Origin of the sequence: Arsenophonus sp. aPb, assembly GCF_029873475.1 — a bacterium.
Taxonomy (GTDB): Bacteria; Pseudomonadota; Gammaproteobacteria; order Enterobacterales; family Enterobacteriaceae; genus Arsenophonus.
Map to the genome: position 1 here is coordinate 2,105,561 of NZ_CP123499.1, position 18,027 is coordinate 2,123,587.

An 18,027-nucleotide genomic window follows, 5' to 3' on the forward strand; every position below is an offset into this window, starting at 1 on the left:
GGCTTGACAATATGCGATGAAGTCTAACTTAATTCAAAATATAACAACAAATTAGCCTTCGTTGTAAATTTCTAAATTTTCGATTTCATTATGTTCTTTTAACTGATCATCCTTACGGAGATTTTCCAGATAATCCAGATAAGCTTGATCAATATCTTTAGTGACATAAATACCATTAAAGACCGAACTTTCAAAAGTGGTAATATCTGGATTTTCCTCTCTAACAGCAGCAATTAAATCCGAAAGATCCTGGAAAATTAAATCATCCGCACCAATAAGTTGACGAATTTCATCCACTTCACGCCCATGGGCAATCAACTCATTGGCTGACGGCATATCAATACCATACACATTGGGAAAACGAACTTCTGGTGATGCCGAAGCAAAATAGACCTTTTTTGCTCCTGCTTCGCGTGCTAACTCAACAATCTGTTCAGAAGTTGTTCCGCGCACAATAGAATCATCGACCAATAAAACATTTTTATCGCGGAATTCTGCTCGATTAACATTTAGCTTACGACGTACCGACTTACGTCGCTCTTGCTGCCCCGGCATGATAAAAGTGCGCCCCACATAACGATTTTTAACAAATCCTTGGCGATAAGGTTTACCCAAAATATAGGCGATTTCTAGCGCGCTATCACAAGAAGTTTCAGGGATCGGGATCACAACATCAATATCCAAATCCTGCCATTGGCGAGCAATTTTAGCACCCAATTTTTGCCCCATCCGCAAACGAGCTTTATTAACCGATATTTTATCAATAAAAGAATCGGGTCTAGCTAAATAGACAAACTCAAATAGACAAGGGGTTAGCTGTGGATTTTCTGCACATTGACGGGAAAAAAGTTGCCCCTGTTCAGTAATATAAATTGCTTCCCCTGGTGCTACATCACGCAAAAATTCAAAACCAAGGGTATCTAAAGCGACACTTTCCGAAGCAACCATATACTCATTTTGGCCGCCTTCCAATGTGCGCTTACCAAGCACCAAAGGGCGAATACCAAACGGATCACGAAAAGCCACTAAACCATGCCCAATAATCATCGCAACACAAGCATAAGCACCGCGAACTTTGTTATGCATTGCGCCAATAGCAGTAAAAATGTTTTCTGCTGTCAGGGGAAAATGAGCAAATTGATCTAGTTCGTGAGCCAGGACATTGAGTAGGATTTCTGAATCAGAAGAAGTATTTACATGACGACGGGCCGTTTCAAATAGCGTTTTTCTTAATTCATGTGCATTAGTCAAATTACCATTATGGGTTAATGTAATGCCAAAAGGTGAATTAACATAAAAAGGTTGTGCTTCGGAAGCGCTGGAGCTACCCGCGGTAGGATAACGCACATGGCCAATCCCCATTTTGCCCCGCAAACGAAGCATATGGCGAGCAGCAAACACATCTTTTACTAAGCCATTCGATTTACGTAGACGAAATTGCTTATTTTCATCAATCGTCGCAATACCTGCAGCATCTTGCCCACGATGTTGAAGCACTGTTAGCGCATCATAAATTGATTGGTTAACTGGTGTGAAACCAGCAATACCGACAATACCGCACATCTACTTTTTCCTCATCAGCCAAGCGGAGTGATACTTTCCGGTAAAAAACTTGATGCATTTTTTAAATAATCAAAAAACCATCTAATAATATGACTAAATTGGGGTATCAATTCAGAACGTTGCCAATCTTCACTTTTTGGCAGGGGTGTAAAAGTATCTAGAAAAAACAAAATTGCCGACACAATTAATATACCGCGCAATACGCCAAAACAGACGCCTAACACACGATCAGTGCCTGATAATCCAGTTTTCTCAACTAACGAACTAATTACATAATTGACTACAGCACCTACAATTAACGTTGCGATAAATAAGATCGCAATGGCAATACCATTTCTGATCAGCGGGTCGTCAAAACGAGTCAGATAAGTTGCCAGATAAGGATAAAATTGACTAGCAACAAAAAAAGCACAACCCCAGGTAATCAGTGATAAAGCTTCTCGTACAAAACCACGAATTAAACTAACCAAGGCAGAAAAACCAATAATGGCAATAATAGCGTAATCAATCCAAACCATAATTTTAATCCAAGAAATTAAACATTCAGCATGGTCGAACGCATTCTAGCAGAAAACGAAAACGTTTGCGTTAGATATTTTGCTGAACAGCGGCAAAAATTTGCGGCGAAAAGATAAATCATGATCGCCGCGTAAGTAATTAATATAATCGATTAGTATCAATATGTTTTGTCTATTAGTACATACCCATTTTAAGGCTTATAACTGCGTATTTGACCTTGTAAGCCGGTTAAATCTTTCAATTCCGACAAACTGGACTGCAATTTTTCTCTCGACGCATTTGGGCCAATAAAAATTCGTGTCAATTGACCATTAACCGGTAATGATGGCTCAGTGTAGACCTGATAGCCAGATAAACGTAATCTAGCAATAATCTCTTCCACTTTTGCTGCATTTTTTAGTACGCCCAACTGAATGACATAAGCCCGTCCCTGTGGTGCTTTGCTTTTCTCATTCGACTTAGTACTTTGTTCTGGCTCCAACGCTGGTTTTTCAACTTTAGCTACGGATTTTGGCTTTGCTTGTTGTTGAACGGACTGACTATCTGCTAATTTGCTCTTTGAATCAGAAATAGCTTCAGAAATCATTGCTTGTGCAGCGCTCTCTGAGGGTGTCACTAGTGGTTTTGGATTAATTGGCGCAATAGGTTCAATTTCATATTCATCGCTGGCTTTAGGCACCAAAGGGATCGCGGCAAATTCAGTTTCATTGTATTTCTTATTCCCATCCAATAATACCGGTAATACAATAACGCCAACGGCAACAATAACAATCGTTCCCACCAAACGGTTTTGAAACTTACTGGCCACTTAAGCTTTCCTCTTTTGTCTGCAGTTCCATAACTTCAGCGACAGTATGAAATGAGCCACAAACCACTACAATATCCTGTTCATTAGCTTGACTTATTGCTTGCAACCAGGCATCTTTGACCGTATCAAATTGGTAAGGTGAATCAACATATTGTGCTAATTGTGCAGCATCAGCGCCGCGTATTTCGCTTAATGAAGCGAGATACCATTTATCAACCTGCGGTGCCAGATAAGATAAAGTACTTTTTATATCTTTATCGGCTAACATAGCGACAACTGCATAAACTTTAGTATTTTTCTGCCTGGGCAAGCGAGAGAGTCTGTCGGCTAAATAAGCCGCCGCATGGGGATTATGGGCAACATCTAAAATTACACAAGGTTGCTGGCTAATAATTTGAAAACGGCCTGGTAATTTTGCCTTAATTAATCCCCGGTGAATAGCCTGCAATGATATGGCCCGACTAATGGCATCACCCTCTTTGATTAAACAATCAATAATTGCCAATGCTGTTGCAGCATTAGCTAATGGGACATTTGGCAAAGGTAACTGCTTAAAATCTTGCTCATGGGATTGCCAATGCCAATGATCATTTTGTGGTTCAAATTGCCAATCTACCCCACAACGAAATAACTTTGCGCCCAAAGCTTGAGCTACCTCATTAATCGACTTTGGCATATCTGGTTCACCCACAACCGCATAGCGTGCTGAACGAAAAATACCGGCCTTTTGATAACCAATCTGTTCCCGATCACTACCCAGCCAATCAATGTGATCCAATGCAATACTGGTGATCGCAGCAATATTCGCATCCACAATATTGGTGGCATCTAATCGTCCACCTAAACCGACTTCTAAAATAACCACATCAAGTTTAGCTTGTTTAAATAATTGCAAAGCTGCTAAGGTACCATATTCAAAGTAGGTCAACGTTGTTGTGCCGCGTTTAGATTCAATATCAGCAAAAACGCGGCAAAATTCCTCTTCAGGCAACATCTTACCTTGGATCCTAACACGCTCAGTATAATCCAGCAGGTGTGGAGAGCTATAAACGCCGACTTTTAATCCGGCTTCAATTAAAATAGATTCCAATGTATGGCAGGTGGTTCCTTTACCATTTGTTCCTGCAACCGTAACCACTTTCGGCGCCGGTTGTAAAAGATCCAGTTGACGAGCAACAACACCAACCCGCTCCAGCCCCATATCGATAATTTTATTATGCTGATTGGTTAAATAAGTTAACCAGCTAGCTAACGAAGAGGTCGCCTCTGGTATCATCAAAGGATCAGATATATTGTCATTTTTGATCGGATTTGTTGTCAATTTCGGGTTTCTCACGATAGGGTGGCTCCAGATCATCGTCAACTAAGGTAATTATATCCATTTGGCTTGCGTCTTGTACGTTTTGATGAGTTAACATAGCCAGTATTTCAGCTAGTTTATCCCGCATTTCAGGCCGTCTGACAATCATATCAATCGCGCCCTTTTCTATCAGGAATTCACTGCGTTGAAAACCTGCTGGCAATTTTTCACGTACTGTTTGCTCAATAACCCGCGGGCCTGCAAAGCCAATTAGCGCTTTCGGCTCAGCAACATTAATATCACCTAGCATGGCTAAACTTGCTGATACGCCCCCCATGGTTGGATCGGTAAGTACTGAAATATAAGGAAGCCCTCGCTCCTGCATCTTCGCCAGTGCCGCACTGGTTTTTGCCATTTGCATCAACGACATTAATGCTTCTTGCATGCGAGCACCACCACTGGCAGAAAAACAGACTAATGGACAATTATCTTCCAGTGCTTGCTCAACCGCACGTACAAAACGTGCACCAACAACCGAAGCCATTGAGCCACCCATAAAAGCAAATTCAAAAGCTGCCGCAATAACCGGCATACCTTTAAGCGTGCCTTTCATCACAATTAAAGCATCTTTTTCATGTGTCGCTTTTTGTGCCGCTGATATGCGATCTTTATATTTCTTTGAATCACGAAATTTCAAAATATCTTTCGGTTCTAATTCACTACCTAATTCCGCCGTGGTTCCTTCATCAAGAAAAGAAGCCAGGCGTTGGCGGGCCGAAATACGCATATGATGATCACATTTTGGACATACGGCTAAATTACTTTCTAATTCAGCACGATAGAGCACTTGCCCGCAGCTATCACATTTTGTCCAAACCCCTTCAGGGATACTCGCTTTGCGGGTCTGGGTAATATTGCTTTTATTAAGAATCTTTTCAATCCAGCTCATTAATAGACCTTTCTGTCTGAAATTACATTATCAGTCTCATTATTATGTTAATCATTAAACCACAATGCCAAAGCATAGTGGATAAAAAACTGATCAAACCTGCTAATGACTATCTATTTTTTTGGTTTAACAACCTGTTTTTCTTTAATTGATGCTCGACGATAGCGCCAAATCTCAATAATACCCGGCAGAATAGAAATTAAAATAATTGCCACAATTAATAATTTTAAATTCTGCTGAACAATTGGCAAATCACCAAAAAAGTAACCCGCATAAGTAAATAATAGAACCCATAATAAAGCCCCTGCCACATTATAAAAAGCAAAATGCCGATAGGACATTTTTCCCATCCCTGCGACAAATGGAGCAAATGTTCTAATAATAGGTATAAATCTAGCTAAGATAATCGCTTTACCGCCATGTTTTTCATAAAATTGGTGCGTTTTTTCCAAATAGATCCGGCGAAAAATTCTTGAGTTGGGATTCCGAAATAGACGTTCGCCGAATAAGCGACCAATAGTATAATTAACAGCATCACCAATAACCGCAGCAATAATTATTAATACTACCATTAAATGAACGTTTAGATCATTACTCTCCAGTGCCGTTAATGCACCAGCAACAAATAATAGCGAGTCACCCGGTAAAAAAGGCGTAACAATTAGTCCAGTTTCACAAAATACTATCAAAAATAAAATGGCATATAGCCAAATGCCATACTTAGCCACCAATTCAGCTAAATGGAGATCAATGTGTATAATAAAATCAATAATAAAAGTAATAAATTCCATAAAAAATCCAATAGTTGGCAACTTTAACACTGCCTATTTAAACGCAAAATTAAATTCATTATTCTGGCAAAAAAAGCGGTCCTACGGTCGTTGTCGGTAATTTATATTTTGACGGATAATCGACAGCAACTAAATAAAGCCCTTCTGCTTTTGCAGTTGCCGCCGCTTTGGTTCTATCTTTCAATGCTAAAAGTTCGGCAATCCAGTTAATATCCTGAACACCGCACCCTATCGCCAGCAAACTACCAACAATATTGCGTACCATATGATGAACAAAGGCATTGGCTTTGATATCAACCACAATATAGTCACCATAACGTTTAACATGAACATGCTTTATATTACGCCAAGGCGATTTAGATTGACACTGAATAGCTCTAAATGAAGTAAAATCCTGCTCACCAACCAAGGCCTGAGCTGCAATATGCATTCTTTCAGCATCTAGAGGTGCATGATAGTGAGTAACGCCGGTGGCTAATATCGCTGGTCGATATCGGTGATTAAAAATAATATAACGATATCGACGCGCAGTGGCACTAAAACGAGCATGAAAATCCGGTTCAACGTCTTTACTCCAACGTACGGCGATGTCAGCGGGTAAATGGCTATTAACGCCCATCGTCCAGGCTGAATCTTTACGTATCACAGACGTTTCAAAATGGATCACTTGGCCTGTAGCATGGACACCCGCATCCGTGCGCCCAGCGCAACAGACTTGGATAGATTCATTCGCGACTTTAGTTAGCGCAAACTCCACACAAGCTTGAATACTCTTTACCTGTTGTTGACGCTGCCAACCATAATAATGGCTACCATCATACTCTATGCCTAACGCAATTTTAAACATTGGTAAAGGAGGTTGCTTTTCCAACATTAATAATATTGCTCCTGCACTAATCGCTCCGCAGTTTCTATTAACATTCGAGCACCGCCAAATCGGGTATTATCGGCAACCGACCAAAACTGTAATATCTCAGGTGCTCCATAATCATTACGCATACAACCGATACTTAATTGATCACTACCTGAAGCATCGGTTACCTGAGTTGGAAAGTCATCTTCGCCAACTAACTGAATATCATCAAATTGAGCAATTTCTTGCCAGGCTTCTTGCACGGTCATTGGACGTAATGTTTCCACATGAACCACTTGTGCATTACCATAAAAAACCGGCGCTTGTATGCAACTGACAACTATCGATAATCCATCATTCTGTAAAATTTTACGCACTTGATCAACTAAACAGCGCTCTTGTGGGACAGAACCTTCAACATCACTTAATAAGGGTAATAGATTAAATGCTAACTGTTTAGCAAAACGGTCATTATTAACGGGTAAACCGTTTAATAATCGGGCACTTTGACCGGCCAATTCATCCACTGTACTTTTACCATGCACTGAAACTGAACATAAATTGGTTAAGATTAAACGTTGAATACCGGCAACATTGATTAGCGGTTTAATGGCGACTAACAATTGACTGACATAACTATCAGCAATGGCAACAATATTACGGTTACGATAATCAGCCAGCACATGAGGATTAACATTAGGTACAACTAATGGAATATCCGGTTCTAGCGCAAATAAACCACTACTATCAATGACTATACAACCCTCTTGTGCCGCCTGCTCTGCATAACGAGCAGACGCTTCTTTACCAGCAACAAAAAAAGCGATTTGTGCCTGTGTCCAATCAAATAACTGTGCATCCATGACAGAGTGTTGTTTTCCATTAAAACGGATACTTTCTCCGACACTGTTTTCACTAGCTAATAGAAATAACTCACCAACAGGGAACTGGCGCTCTTGTAATAAACTCAATACTGCTTCACCGACCGCGCCGGTAGCGCCTAATAGTGCAATACTCCAACCTTCTGTCATGTTGGTTTTCTCCAATCTTCTGTGCATTTCGCTCAAATTAATTTACTATTGAAACCCAGCATTTTTAATATGTTAGCCGCATCGACATTATCACAACTGACCTTTAGCGATGACCATTCACGGCGTTCTGGATAATATTTGCGTAAATGATCAAATTCGCCAACATGATGAGCAACTTTTCTTAATGGCGCATCATCACGCCGAACATCATAAACTAAATGTACTAAACGTTTTAAATTTGCCTGGGTTAATTCACCGCGAAAGGTAATCTCATTAAACTCTGCAATAGGTAATAAATCAGCTAATTTAATTTGCGCCTCTTGGCCTAAAAACTGGCTAAATGCGGCAAAAATCTGAGTAGTACCGCGCGCTTTACCTTCTAGAGAATAACCGGCAATATGTGGCGTGCCAATGCTAGTTTTAGCTAACAAAGGTAAGGAAAGAGAGGGCTCATGTTCCCAAACATCTAATATCACGTCGATTTTCTTACCATTTTCTAAGGCTTTTAATAATGCTTGATTATCAACAACAGCCCCGCGGCTAGTATTTAGCAAAATACGTCCTGCTGGCATAGCAGCAAGCAACTCTTCATTTAATAAATGATAAGATGAATAGCAGCCAGATTTATTTAAAGGGGTATGAAAAGTTAAGATATCCGCCTGACTAACTAATTTTTCCAATGGCCAAAATTGTTCGCTATTATCAGCAGCCTCTGCCCGAGGCGGATCACAAAGTAACGTATTGACGCCCCAAGCCTTTAAACGCGCATTAAGACGACTGCCAACATTACCAACCCCAACAATACCGACTGTCTTTTCTCGCAAATCAAAACCATCACGTTCAGCCAGTAACAACAAAGCGGAAAAAACATACTCTACCACCGCGATCGCATTACAACCCGGTGCAGCAGAAAAAGCGATACCCACTTGCGCTAACCATTGCCTATCAACATGATCAAATCCGGCCGTTGCAGTACCAACAAATTTTACCTTACTCTGTTTAAGTAATGCTTCATTGACTTGCGTAACAGAACGCACCATTAAAGCATCTGCTGTTGCTAACTGTGACGATGAGATTGAACGCCCAGAAACAGCCTTAACTTCACCTAATGTTGCAAACAATTGAGTTGCGTAAGGCATATTTTCATCAATCAATATTTTCACTTATCTAATGCCCAATTATCTTTATTAAAATTAACCGATCGCTTTTTACTATTCGATTAGGTAGCAAGAAGCTATTTTGCCATGTTAATGATATAAATCCTAACAACTGGTTTGCTCAGCGTCACTTTTTTGGCGAAAGCGTTCTGGTGTTGTGCCTGAAATCTGTTGAAACATGGTAATAAATGCTGATGCAGAACTATAACCGACATCAAAAGCCACTTGTTGAACAGTCTGTCCTTGCTCTAATTTCATTATGGCATGTAAAAAACGTAACCGCTGGCGCCACTCACTAAATGACATCCCCAGTTCCTGCTGACAACGACGTGACAAGGTACGTTCTGAGGTATATACCCGCTTAGCCCATATCGCTAAAGCAGTATTATCTGCCGGATTTTGTTGTAATTGCGTTAAAATAGGGGCTAAAAATTTATCTTTACTGGCGGGTAAATAGGTCTTTTGAATAGGTGAACGTTTTAATTGATCAATCAAAACATTAGCTAAGCGAATATCTTCCGCAGTCTTAGGTTGGGTTATCTCACGCGCATAAAAATCTAATAATATGGTATGAAAAATAGGCGTTTGACGAATAATACAGGGTTTTTTACACAGCACATGACTGAATGTCTGAGAAATATCTAAAATATTAAACTTAACACTTTTTTTATTGTAAGTGGCATGTTCAACACCGCATGGGATCCAGATACAAAATTCAGGAGGCGCAATATAATGCTGGGTAGCCACTTGCATCTCTATCACACCTTTCACTACATAAATTAATTGGCCAAAGTTATGGCGATGTAATTGACACTCAGTATCACCTAACCATTCATTATTCCGAAAAACTATAAATTTTGGCTCAATAATATTAGGCTCAAGTCTATGTTTAATTTTTTTCATCACAGTAATGTTGGCAGAAAGGGCGGATCAATTGGCTGATTATAAATATATATAATAAAATAGACAATGTTAAAATAGCATAATAGTTAACAGAAGATAAATATGACTCAATAATGAAAAATTTTCTTTTTCCCCTGCTTGCGGTTTTATTATGGTCAATTAATGCGGTTGTAAGTAAAGCGGCGGCAAATGTTATTGATCCAGCCGCTATTTCCTTTTATCGCTGGTTATTGGCCTTTTTAGTACTCACCCCTTTTATGATTAAAGGGATAGTTAAAAATCGCACAATGATAAAACAATATGGCGGCAAACTGTTTATATTAGGTGCCCTTGGCATGGTTCTTTACCAAAGTTTGGCTTATTATGCTGCTCATACGGTTAGCGCCACCTTTATGGGAGTATTAAATTCAGTTATTCCTTTGTTAACGGTGATACTCAGCATTTTTGTGCTACGTACTATTCCTACTATTGGTATAGTGATCGGTAGCCTTTTATCATTACTGGGGCTTATCTGGCTTGTTAGTCAAGGTGAACCAATGATATTTTTTAGCCAGGGAATTAATCGAGGGCAATTACTGATGTTTATTGCTGCTCTTTCTTATTCACTCTATGGGGTATTAACCAAGCATTGGGCGATCCCATTACCCAATTGGCAATCACTTTATATCCAAATTAGTTTTGCTTTGATACTATTATTGCCAAACTTTTTACTGGCTAAATCAGTAGAGATTACCGCGGCAAATATTAATTTGATCTTATTTGCCGGGATTGCCGCCTCGCTGATTGCACCCTATTTATGGATCCAAGGTGTGTTTCGACTTGGCGCTAATACAACCTCAATATTTATGAATTTAGCACCGGTATTTACGGCCATTATCGCGGTTTTATTTTTAAAAGAAAAAATGCACAGCTACCATTTAATTGGTGGTGGGGGTGTATTACTCGGTGTTATTTTAGCGCAGCAATTAAGCACTCCATTAACACAACTTTTTAATCACCACCGATCTAACACTAATAAAAAAGAATAATAACTTATTTAATCAATTGGTTATATTGTAAATAACAAAAAACCTACTGATAAATTATCAGTAGGTAATTGTTTTTTATAGTAAAATAATTATGAATGATATTTACTCATTACCAACGAGGCATTAGTTCCACCAAACCCAAAACTATTTGACATTACCGTATTTAATTTCTGCTCAGTGGCCTGCGTAATAATATTCATTGCTTGTGCTTTTTCATCTAAATTATCAATATTAATGCTTGGGGCAATAAATCCATGCTCTAACATTAACAAACTATAAATAGCTTCATGAACCCCTGCCGCCCCCAGAGAATGGCCAGTCATTGCTTTAGTCGCTGAAATCGCTGGCGTATTGCTACCAAAAACTTCAGTAATTGCTTCTAATTCTTTGGTATCGCCAACTGGCGTTGAAGTGCCATGAGTATTGATATAATCAACCTGTTTAACATCTGCCAATGCCATTTTCATACATCTCACCGCTCCTTCACCGGAAGGGGCAACCATATCATAACCGTCTGAGGTTGCACCATAACCGACAATTTCAGCATAAATATGTGCGCCACGCGCCAAAGCATGCTCTAATTCTTCTACCACAACAATACCACCACCGCCAGCAATTACAAAACCATCCCGATCCTGGTCATAGGTGCGTGAAGCTTTTTCTGGAGTTGCATTATATTTAGTCGATAATGCTCCCATTGCGTCAAATTCACAGGTTAGTTCCCAACTTAACTCTTCACCACCACCAGCGAAAATAACATCCTGTTTACCTAATTGGATCAACTCAACAGCATGGCCAATGCAATGGGCGGAAGTTGAGCAAGCAGAGCTGATAGAATAATTAACGCCCTTAATTTTAAATGGCGTGGCTAAACAAGCTGAAACACCTGAAGCCATTGCTTTGGTCACCATATAGGGGCCAACACCGCGTAATCCCTTTGCCCGCATACCATCAGAGCCAGCCACTTGATTACGCGGTGAGCCACCACCAGAGCCAACCACTAAACCGGTACGAATATTTGAGATCTGCGCCTGCGTCAATTTAGCGTCCGCAATAGCCTCTTCCATCGACAAGTAAGCATAAATAGAACAATCACTCATAAAACGAAGAATTTTACGGTCAATTTTTTGTTTAATATATTCTTCCGTTAGTTGAATATTACCCCAGACATGGCTGCGTAAACCCATTTTTTCAAATTCTTCTGAAAACCTGATGCCAGAACGACCCGTTTTCAGAGAAGCCAGTACCTCTTGCTGGTTATTACCTATGCTGGAGACAATGCCCAGACCAGTGATGACTGCACGCTTCATTGATTGTATTACCTCATAGTCGAAATTCATTTACTGGGAGTTTAGCCTGTTACTTTAGCTTACACTTGTAAGCTGAACAAGTCCGATCAGGTAAAAAATTACAGAAAAAATTATCTTTTTTCATTCTTATATTTTAGCTCTAGCTAGCACACTCAGGTTAAATTAGTTAGAATTGGCTAATTATTTAAAATATTGTAGATAATTTTGTGAATACAAATGAGATCAGTCAAGCTAAATTAAGCTGGAATGAACAAGCTATCCCCGTCTCTGAACAGTTTGATGATGTCTATTTCTCTAAGCAAAATGGTTTAGAAGAATCACGTTATGTTTTCCTAGCGGGTAATCAGTTGCCAAATCGCTTTCTGTCTCATTCAACTAAACAATATGTTATTGCAGAAACTGGTTTTGGCACTGGATTAAACTTTATGGCAGTCTGCCAGTTATTTATTCAGTTTCGCCAACAAGCGACTAAAAGCCAATTACAACGTTTACACTATATCAGTTTTGAAAAATATCCCTTGTCTATTACGGATTTAATAAACGTTCATCAATTTTGGCCTGAGCTCGCCACTTTTTCTAAACAGCTTTGTCAACAATGGCCTCAATCGTTACCTGGTTGTCATAGAATAGTTATAGAAAATGGGGAAATTATTCTTGATCTCTGGTTTGGCGATATAAATATACAATTACCTCAATTAAAAGCTAATTTTTTCAATAAAATAGATAGTTGGTTTTTAGATGGTTTTGCTCCGGCTAAAAATCCCCAAATGTGGAGTGAACAACTGTTCACTGCAATGGCAAATTGGGGACGTGTTGGTTGCACTTTTGCCACTTTTACTTCAGCCGGTATTGTTCGTCGTGGATTAGAAAAAGCTGGTTTTCAAGTAAAAAAAATCAAAGGTTTTGGCCGTAAACGTGAAATGCTAGTTGGTCAATTACCCGTAAATCAACAATCTGCGCCACAACCTTGGTTCGCTCGACAAGCCGCATCCGCCACCGAGAATATTGCCATTATTGGCGGCGGGATTGCCAGTATGATGACCGCGCTTGCTTTATTACGAAGAGGAAGTCGGGTAACTTTATATTGTCAGGATCCCAGCGTGGCACAAAACGCTTCCGGCAATCGTCAAGGTGCACTTTATCCATTATTAACCGGTCGCTACGATAGCTTAGAGCGTTTTTTTATCACTGCTTTTACTTACGCAAAACGTCACTACAGCAAACTGGAACGATTAGGCATTGCATTTGAACATGATTGGAACGGCTTAGTACAATTAGCTTATGACGCAAAAAGCCAACAAAAAATCGCTCAAATATTGATAAAAAACTGGCCACCTGACTTTGCACGCCATGAAACTCGAAAAACATTACGAACTATATGTGGCGTTGATGTTAACCATGATGGCATCTACTATCCAACTGCCGGTTGGTTATGTCCAGCCGAGCTGACATTCAATAGTTGGCAATATGCGCAACAACAGGGTTTAATAAGTTATTTTAATCATCGCCTTATGCAACTTGAAAATACGCCCAATGGCTGGAAATTAATATTCAATCAAGGACAAGCGCAACGGCAAATAACGCATAAAACCGTCATTATCGCTAATGGTCATCAACTACCCCTATTTTCGCAAACAGAAAAATTGCCAGTTAGTGCTGTTCGAGGGCAAGTAAGTCATATTCCGACCACTTCGATACTCAACCAACTGCAAACGACACTCTGTTACGCCGGATATTTAACGCCAGTTAATCATCAATATCACTGCTTAGGCGCGAGTTATAAACGTCATCAACTGACACTAGAATATTCCAAACTTGAACAACAAGAAAACCATTCTCGCTTATTAACTTGTTTGCCTGATGTTGGTTGGACAAAAGATATCGATATCAGCCAAAATGCATCACGTCAAAGCATTCGCTGTGTTACCCGTGATCATTTACCGATGGTCGGTAACGTACCCGATGTTGATCAACTTATTCTTCAATATGCACAACTAGATAAACAGCTCAATGAGCAGCAGCATATTTTGCAAGCGCCAATTCATGCCAATCTATTTGTTATTGGCGCATTGGGAGCAAGGGGATTGTGTAGTGCGCCAATTTGCGCGGAATTACTTTGCAGCCAAATTTTTGCTGAACCATTACCTTTTGACGACGATATACTGGCTAATCTCCACCCTAACCGATTTTGGATCAGAAAATTGTTACAAGGCCGAGGGGTTAAACTAGATAAATAACTTTTTAACAAAAAAATTTAATCTCTATTAAAGAGTATATTGCATTGCACAACGCGAAGATGCAGCAAATCCATACGCCACTTCTCTTTTTAAAATAGCTTGTAGTGGCAAAGTAAGCTTTTCGGCCGGAATAATTGTAAAACCCAATTTTTGATAATAAGCGCCATTCCAGGCAACATCACGAAAAGTTGTTAAAGTAACATGATCACAGCTTAGTTGTTTTGCCTGAATAATGGCTTGTTGCAATAAAATCTGACCAATTCCTCTTCTCTGCCATCGGCTAGCAACGGATAATTCCCAAATATGCAAAGCTTGATCCATCACTTCAACTTCAATAAAACCAACAAGTTGTTGTTCCTCAACGGCAACCCAACAATCACCATCAACAATAAATTCTAAATGTTGGTTAACGGATTTGCCTTGTGCATCAGCAACCCAAGCAAGCTCGGGAATTTGACGAAATAAGGTTGCTGCTGAGCGTTCAATATTGACTAATTTTTCAGCTTCAGTGGGTAGTGCCAATCTTACCAACATCATTACCCCATTTTAAAAAATGCGACAATATATTATTTAATGTTTCACGCTTTCTATTTATTGAAGCGCATTTTCTAACAATTTGCGCCAGGTATTTAATATCAATCGCTGATCAGGAGGAGTTAATTCACCCGCCTTAATTGCCTTATCAATACTCTGTTCGACACGGTCAGAAAGCGCTGCAATATTATTTTTATTTTCAGCTTCTAGTTCTGCAATAGCCAATGTTAAATGGCCACGTAAATAACCACCAGCAAAAAGTTCATCTTGACTAGCACTATCAACATTGTTGTCAATTTGCGTTAAAATACGTGTTTCCAATTCCGCAAGCATGGCTTTGTTCCTTTATATTAGCTAAATTTTTTATAGCTCTTTGGGGTAAATAAAATTTTGCTTCACTAAGGGAGGGGTATTATAAAACAACTGTAGCCCTTGAATAAATCTCTTCGCTCGAGCCGGAATACCATTTGCTAAATAATTCAGCACCTGCTGATAAACTTTGTACTGAAAAGCAAATCGATCGGGTGCAAAATCAGCGGCTAAATTATCGCAACTAACATTAAAGGGAAACGCTGCCGCCACACAAAACATCCATTCCAGTGCTTGTGGTTTAACTTCAACTTTTTCAAAAGCGTTTTGTGTTTGCTCATTCCGCCCATCTGGATAATACCAATAACCAAAATCTATTTGTTGACGCCGAGTTTCTCCGGCTATACACCAGTGGGCAATTTCGTGTAAAGCGCTCGCATAAAAGCCGCGTGCAAAAATAATCCGATGGTAGGGTATCTTTTCATCTGCCGGCAGATAGATAGGTTCATCGTCTCCTTTAATTAAACGTGTCCGATACTCTTTCTCAAAACAAACACTAAAAATGTTAATAAGATGATTATAATTATGTTCTTTCATTGATATTTACATCATACCATTAAAAAGCTGGTTCACCACATTGTGCTCGATGGCGTAAAAAATGATCGATAAGTACAATTGCCATCATCGCTTCTGCTATCGGTACAGCTCGGATACCAACACAGGGATCATGGCGTCCTTTGGTGATCACTTCAATTTCTTCACCTTGCTGATTAATTGTTTTCCCCGGTATGGTGATACTTGAAGTCGGCTTTAAAGCCAAATGGGCAATAATCGGCTGACTACTACTTATACCACCTAATATACCACCGGCATGATTACTGACAAATCCGTCATGGGTTATTTCATCCCGATTTTCATTGCCTTTTAATGTAACCACCTTAAAACCAGCACCAATTTCAACACCTTTAACCGCATTGATACTCATCATAGCATGAGCTATATCCGCATCTAATCGATCAAAAACAGGTTCACCTAATCCGGCTGGAACATGCTCTGCAACAACGGTTACTTTAGCACCAATAGAATTACCTTCTTTTTTCAATGAACGTAATAAGGCATCCAAAGCATCCAATTTTGTTGCATCAGGACAAAAGAAAGGATTTTGTTCAACTAAATCCCAATCCTTTAGTTCACAGCAAATATCACCCATTTGACTTAAATAAGCTCGAACAGTTATACCGAGTTTTTGTTGCAGATATTTTTTTGCGATTGCACCCGCAGCTACACGCATCGCCGTTTCACGTGCCGAAGATCGCCCGCCACCACGGTAGTCACGTATACCATATTTTTGTTGATAGGTGTAATCTGCATGCCCAGGACGAAAAATATCCTTAATCTCACTATAATCCTGCGACCGTTGATCCTGATTTTCAATCAACAAACCAATAGGCGTTCCTGTCGTTATGCCATTAAAAACACCGGATAAAATTTTAACCTGATCAAGTTCACGGCGTGGAGTTGTATAACGAGAAGTGCCAGGCCGACGACGATCTAAATCGGTTTGCAGATCTTTTTCTGATAACGCCATACCAGGAGGAACGCCATCAACAATGCATCCTAATGCCAAACCATGCGACTCACCAAATGTGGTAACACGAAAAAGTTGTCCTATCGAATTTCCCGCCATCCCCTTTGTTTCCTATTTTTCTCATTCATCATAATAATTAATGAATAAATTATTTTATTGTATGAAAAAATATAATTACCCGTTAATCGATAAATAATTTAAATTTCTCTTGATTTTCAATAAGTTGTTTCTGCGTTAACATGAACACCCCATCGCCACCCTGTTCAAAATTCAACCAAGTAAAAGGAATATCCGGATATTGCTCAATAAGGTGTAACATACTATTACCAACTTCACAAATTAGCACCCCATTTTCTGTTAGGAAACGTGAGGCATTGGCTAGAATTCGTCTGACAAGTTTTAAACCATCAGAGCCTGCTGCAAGCGCTAATTTAGGCTCCACCAGATATTCAGCTGGTAAATCAGACATATCTTCTGCATCCACATAAGGTGGGTTAGTAACCATTAAATCATATTTAATCGGTGGCATATTCAAAAACAAGTCTGAACGAATAGGCACTATCCGATCGGCGAATCCATGAGCGGAAATATTTTGTTCAGTTACTGCCAATGCATCAGCAGAAATATCAACCGCATCAATTTGCGCTTGCGGAAATTCATAGGCGCAGGCAATAGCAATGCATCCACTACCTGTGCACATATCTAGAATAGTTGCAGGCTCATAATCAATGATCCCGGCAAAATGTTTATTAATTAGTTCACCTATCGGAGAACGGGGGATCAAAACACGCTCATCAACATAAAATTCATGTCCACAAAACCAGGCTTTATTGGTTAAATAAGCAACGGGGATATGCTCATTGATACGACGTAATACTCGATCAATGATACGATGACGTTCACTGAGCGTTAGACGAGAAACCCACAATTGTTGAGGAATATCTAAGGGCAAAAAAAGTGATGGCAAAACAAGTTGTAAAGCTTCATCCCAACAATTATCCGTTCCATGACCATAATAAATATTTGCTGCATTAAACCGACTAATTACCCAACGCAACATATCTTGGATGGTATGTAGTTCCGCAACCGCCTCATCAACAAAAATCTTGTCCAAAACTCCTCCTAACCAATAAAAGGTTCATATATT

18 protein-coding genes are annotated in these 18,027 nt (G+C 39.6%); 2 read left to right on the forward strand and 16 right to left on the reverse strand.

Annotated features, from left to right (window positions below):
• Positions 1–51 precede the first annotated feature (51 nt).
• From purF to QE177_RS09445, 10 genes are all read right to left on the reverse strand, one after another.
• Positions 52–1,563 (reverse strand): amidophosphoribosyltransferase, encoded by a 1,512-nt coding sequence (gene purF / locus QE177_RS09400; protein WP_280549052.1) that lies wholly within the window; start codon positions 1,561–1,563, stop codon positions 52–54.
• A gap of 14 nt (positions 1,564–1,577) precedes the next feature.
• Positions 1,578–2,081, reverse strand: a complete 504-nt coding sequence (gene cvpA, locus QE177_RS09405; RefSeq protein ID WP_280549053.1) for a colicin V production protein — start codon at positions 2,079–2,081, stop codon at positions 1,578–1,580.
• Positions 2,082–2,272: 191 nt separating this feature from the next.
• The gene (dedD, locus tag QE177_RS09410; protein ID WP_280549054.1) at positions 2,273–2,890 is read right to left on the reverse strand and encodes a cell division protein DedD; all 618 of its coding nucleotides are present in this window, start codon (positions 2,888–2,890) and stop codon (positions 2,273–2,275) included.
• The gene (folC, locus tag QE177_RS09415; RefSeq protein ID WP_280552259.1) at positions 2,880–4,181 is read right to left on the reverse strand and encodes a bifunctional tetrahydrofolate synthase/dihydrofolate synthase; all 1,302 of its coding nucleotides are present in this window, start codon (positions 4,179–4,181) and stop codon (positions 2,880–2,882) included. Before folC ends, dedD begins: the two co-directional genes overlap by 11 nt.
• Positions 4,182–4,185: 4 nt before the next feature.
• Entirely contained in the window at positions 4,186–5,139 is a 954-nt protein-coding gene (gene accD / locus QE177_RS09420) for an acetyl-CoA carboxylase, carboxyltransferase subunit beta (protein WP_280549055.1), read from the reverse strand.
• A gap of 113 nt (positions 5,140–5,252) precedes the next feature.
• Positions 5,253–5,930 (reverse strand): DedA family protein, encoded by a 678-nt coding sequence (locus QE177_RS09425; RefSeq protein WP_280549056.1) that lies wholly within the window; start codon positions 5,928–5,930, stop codon positions 5,253–5,255.
• A 58-nt stretch (positions 5,931–5,988) separates the two neighbouring features.
• Positions 5,989–6,804, reverse strand: a complete 816-nt coding sequence (truA, locus tag QE177_RS09430; protein WP_280549057.1) for a tRNA pseudouridine(38-40) synthase TruA — start codon at positions 6,802–6,804, stop codon at positions 5,989–5,991.
• Positions 6,804–7,814: an aspartate-semialdehyde dehydrogenase gene (locus QE177_RS09435; protein WP_280549059.1), complete on the reverse strand. Its 1,011-nt coding sequence runs from the start codon at positions 7,812–7,814 to the stop codon at positions 6,804–6,806. The genes truA and QE177_RS09435 overlap by 1 nt, the downstream gene beginning before the upstream one ends.
• Positions 7,815–7,846: 32 nt before the next feature.
• Entirely contained in the window at positions 7,847–8,977 is a 1,131-nt protein-coding gene (gene pdxB, locus QE177_RS09440) for a 4-phosphoerythronate dehydrogenase PdxB (protein WP_280549061.1), read from the reverse strand.
• Positions 8,978–9,076: 99 nt separating this feature from the next.
• Positions 9,077–9,874, reverse strand: a complete 798-nt coding sequence (locus QE177_RS09445; protein ID WP_280549063.1) for a helix-turn-helix transcriptional regulator — start codon at positions 9,872–9,874, stop codon at positions 9,077–9,079.
• Positions 9,875–9,987: 113 nt separating this feature from the next.
• Between QE177_RS09445 and QE177_RS09450 the strand changes: the two genes are divergently transcribed.
• The gene (locus tag QE177_RS09450) at positions 9,988–10,902 is read left to right on the forward strand and encodes a DMT family transporter (protein ID WP_280549065.1); all 915 of its coding nucleotides are present in this window, start codon (positions 9,988–9,990) and stop codon (positions 10,900–10,902) included.
• 89 nt (positions 10,903–10,991) lie between these two features.
• Here QE177_RS09450 and fabB read toward each other — a convergent pair whose 3' ends face one another.
• Positions 10,992–12,212 (reverse strand): beta-ketoacyl-ACP synthase I, encoded by a 1,221-nt coding sequence (fabB, locus tag QE177_RS09455; RefSeq protein ID WP_280549067.1) that lies wholly within the window; start codon positions 12,210–12,212, stop codon positions 10,992–10,994.
• 206 nt (positions 12,213–12,418) lie between these two features.
• On the opposite strand from fabB, the gene mnmC reads away from it, so the two are divergent.
• Positions 12,419–14,449: a bifunctional tRNA (5-methylaminomethyl-2-thiouridine)(34)-methyltransferase MnmD/FAD-dependent 5-carboxymethylaminomethyl-2-thiouridine(34) oxidoreductase MnmC gene (mnmC, locus tag QE177_RS09460; protein ID WP_280549069.1), complete on the forward strand. Its 2,031-nt coding sequence runs from the start codon at positions 12,419–12,421 to the stop codon at positions 14,447–14,449.
• Positions 14,450–14,476: 27 nt separating this feature from the next.
• On the opposite strand, the gene QE177_RS09465 is transcribed toward mnmC, so the two are convergent.
• The 5 genes from QE177_RS09465 to prmB form a co-directional block, all read right to left on the reverse strand.
• Positions 14,477–14,983: a GNAT family N-acetyltransferase gene (locus tag QE177_RS09465; RefSeq protein WP_280549071.1), complete on the reverse strand. Its 507-nt coding sequence runs from the start codon at positions 14,981–14,983 to the stop codon at positions 14,477–14,479.
• 57 nt (positions 14,984–15,040) lie between these two features.
• A complete protein-coding gene (locus tag QE177_RS09470) occupies positions 15,041–15,316 on the reverse strand; it encodes a YfcL family protein (RefSeq protein WP_280549073.1) in 276 nt (91 codons plus the stop codon).
• Between the two features lie 30 nt (positions 15,317–15,346).
• Complete coding sequence (locus QE177_RS09475; protein ID WP_280549075.1) at positions 15,347–15,889, reverse strand: elongation factor P hydroxylase; 543 nt, start codon at positions 15,887–15,889, stop codon at positions 15,347–15,349.
• Between the two features lie 19 nt (positions 15,890–15,908).
• A complete protein-coding gene (gene aroC / locus QE177_RS09480) occupies positions 15,909–16,979 on the reverse strand; it encodes a chorismate synthase (RefSeq protein ID WP_280549077.1) in 1,071 nt (356 codons plus the stop codon).
• 82 nt (positions 16,980–17,061) lie between these two features.
• Entirely contained in the window at positions 17,062–17,994 is a 933-nt protein-coding gene (gene prmB / locus QE177_RS09485) for a 50S ribosomal protein L3 N(5)-glutamine methyltransferase (RefSeq protein ID WP_280549079.1), read from the reverse strand.
• Positions 17,995–18,027 lie beyond the last annotated feature (33 nt).

Bases quoted from the DNA above. Each gene is read 5' to 3' on its own strand.
- purF (WP_280549052.1), bottom strand. From the start codon at position 1,563: ATGTGCGGTATTGTCGGTATTGCTGGTTTCACACCAGTTAACCAATCA.
- cvpA (WP_280549053.1), bottom strand. From the start codon at position 2,081: ATGGTTTGGATTGATTACGCTATTATTGCCATTATTGGTTTTTCTGCC.
- accD (WP_280549055.1), bottom strand. From the start codon at position 5,139: ATGAGCTGGATTGAAAAGATTCTTAATAAAAGCAATATTACCCAGACC.
- QE177_RS09425 (WP_280549056.1), bottom strand. From the start codon at position 5,930: ATGGAATTTATTACTTTTATTATTGATTTTATTATACACATTGATCTC.
- truA (WP_280549057.1), bottom strand. From the start codon at position 6,804: ATGTTGGAAAAGCAACCTCCTTTACCAATGTTTAAAATTGCGTTAGGC.
- QE177_RS09435 (WP_280549059.1), bottom strand. From the start codon at position 7,814: ATGACAGAAGGTTGGAGTATTGCACTATTAGGCGCTACCGGCGCGGTC.
- QE177_RS09445 (WP_280549063.1), bottom strand. From the start codon at position 9,874: ATGAAAAAAATTAAACATAGACTTGAGCCTAATATTATTGAGCCAAAA.
- QE177_RS09450 (WP_280549065.1), top strand. From the start codon at position 9,988: ATGAAAAATTTTCTTTTTCCCCTGCTTGCGGTTTTATTATGGTCAATT.
- fabB (WP_280549067.1), bottom strand. From the start codon at position 12,212: ATGAAGCGTGCAGTCATCACTGGTCTGGGCATTGTCTCCAGCATAGGT.
- QE177_RS09465 (WP_280549071.1), bottom strand. From the start codon at position 14,983: ATGTTGGTAAGATTGGCACTACCCACTGAAGCTGAAAAATTAGTCAAT.
- QE177_RS09470 (WP_280549073.1), bottom strand. From the start codon at position 15,316: ATGCTTGCGGAATTGGAAACACGTATTTTAACGCAAATTGACAACAAT.
- QE177_RS09475 (WP_280549075.1), bottom strand. From the start codon at position 15,889: ATGAAAGAACATAATTATAATCATCTTATTAACATTTTTAGTGTTTGT.
- aroC (WP_280549077.1), bottom strand. From the start codon at position 16,979: ATGGCGGGAAATTCGATAGGACAACTTTTTCGTGTTACCACATTTGGT.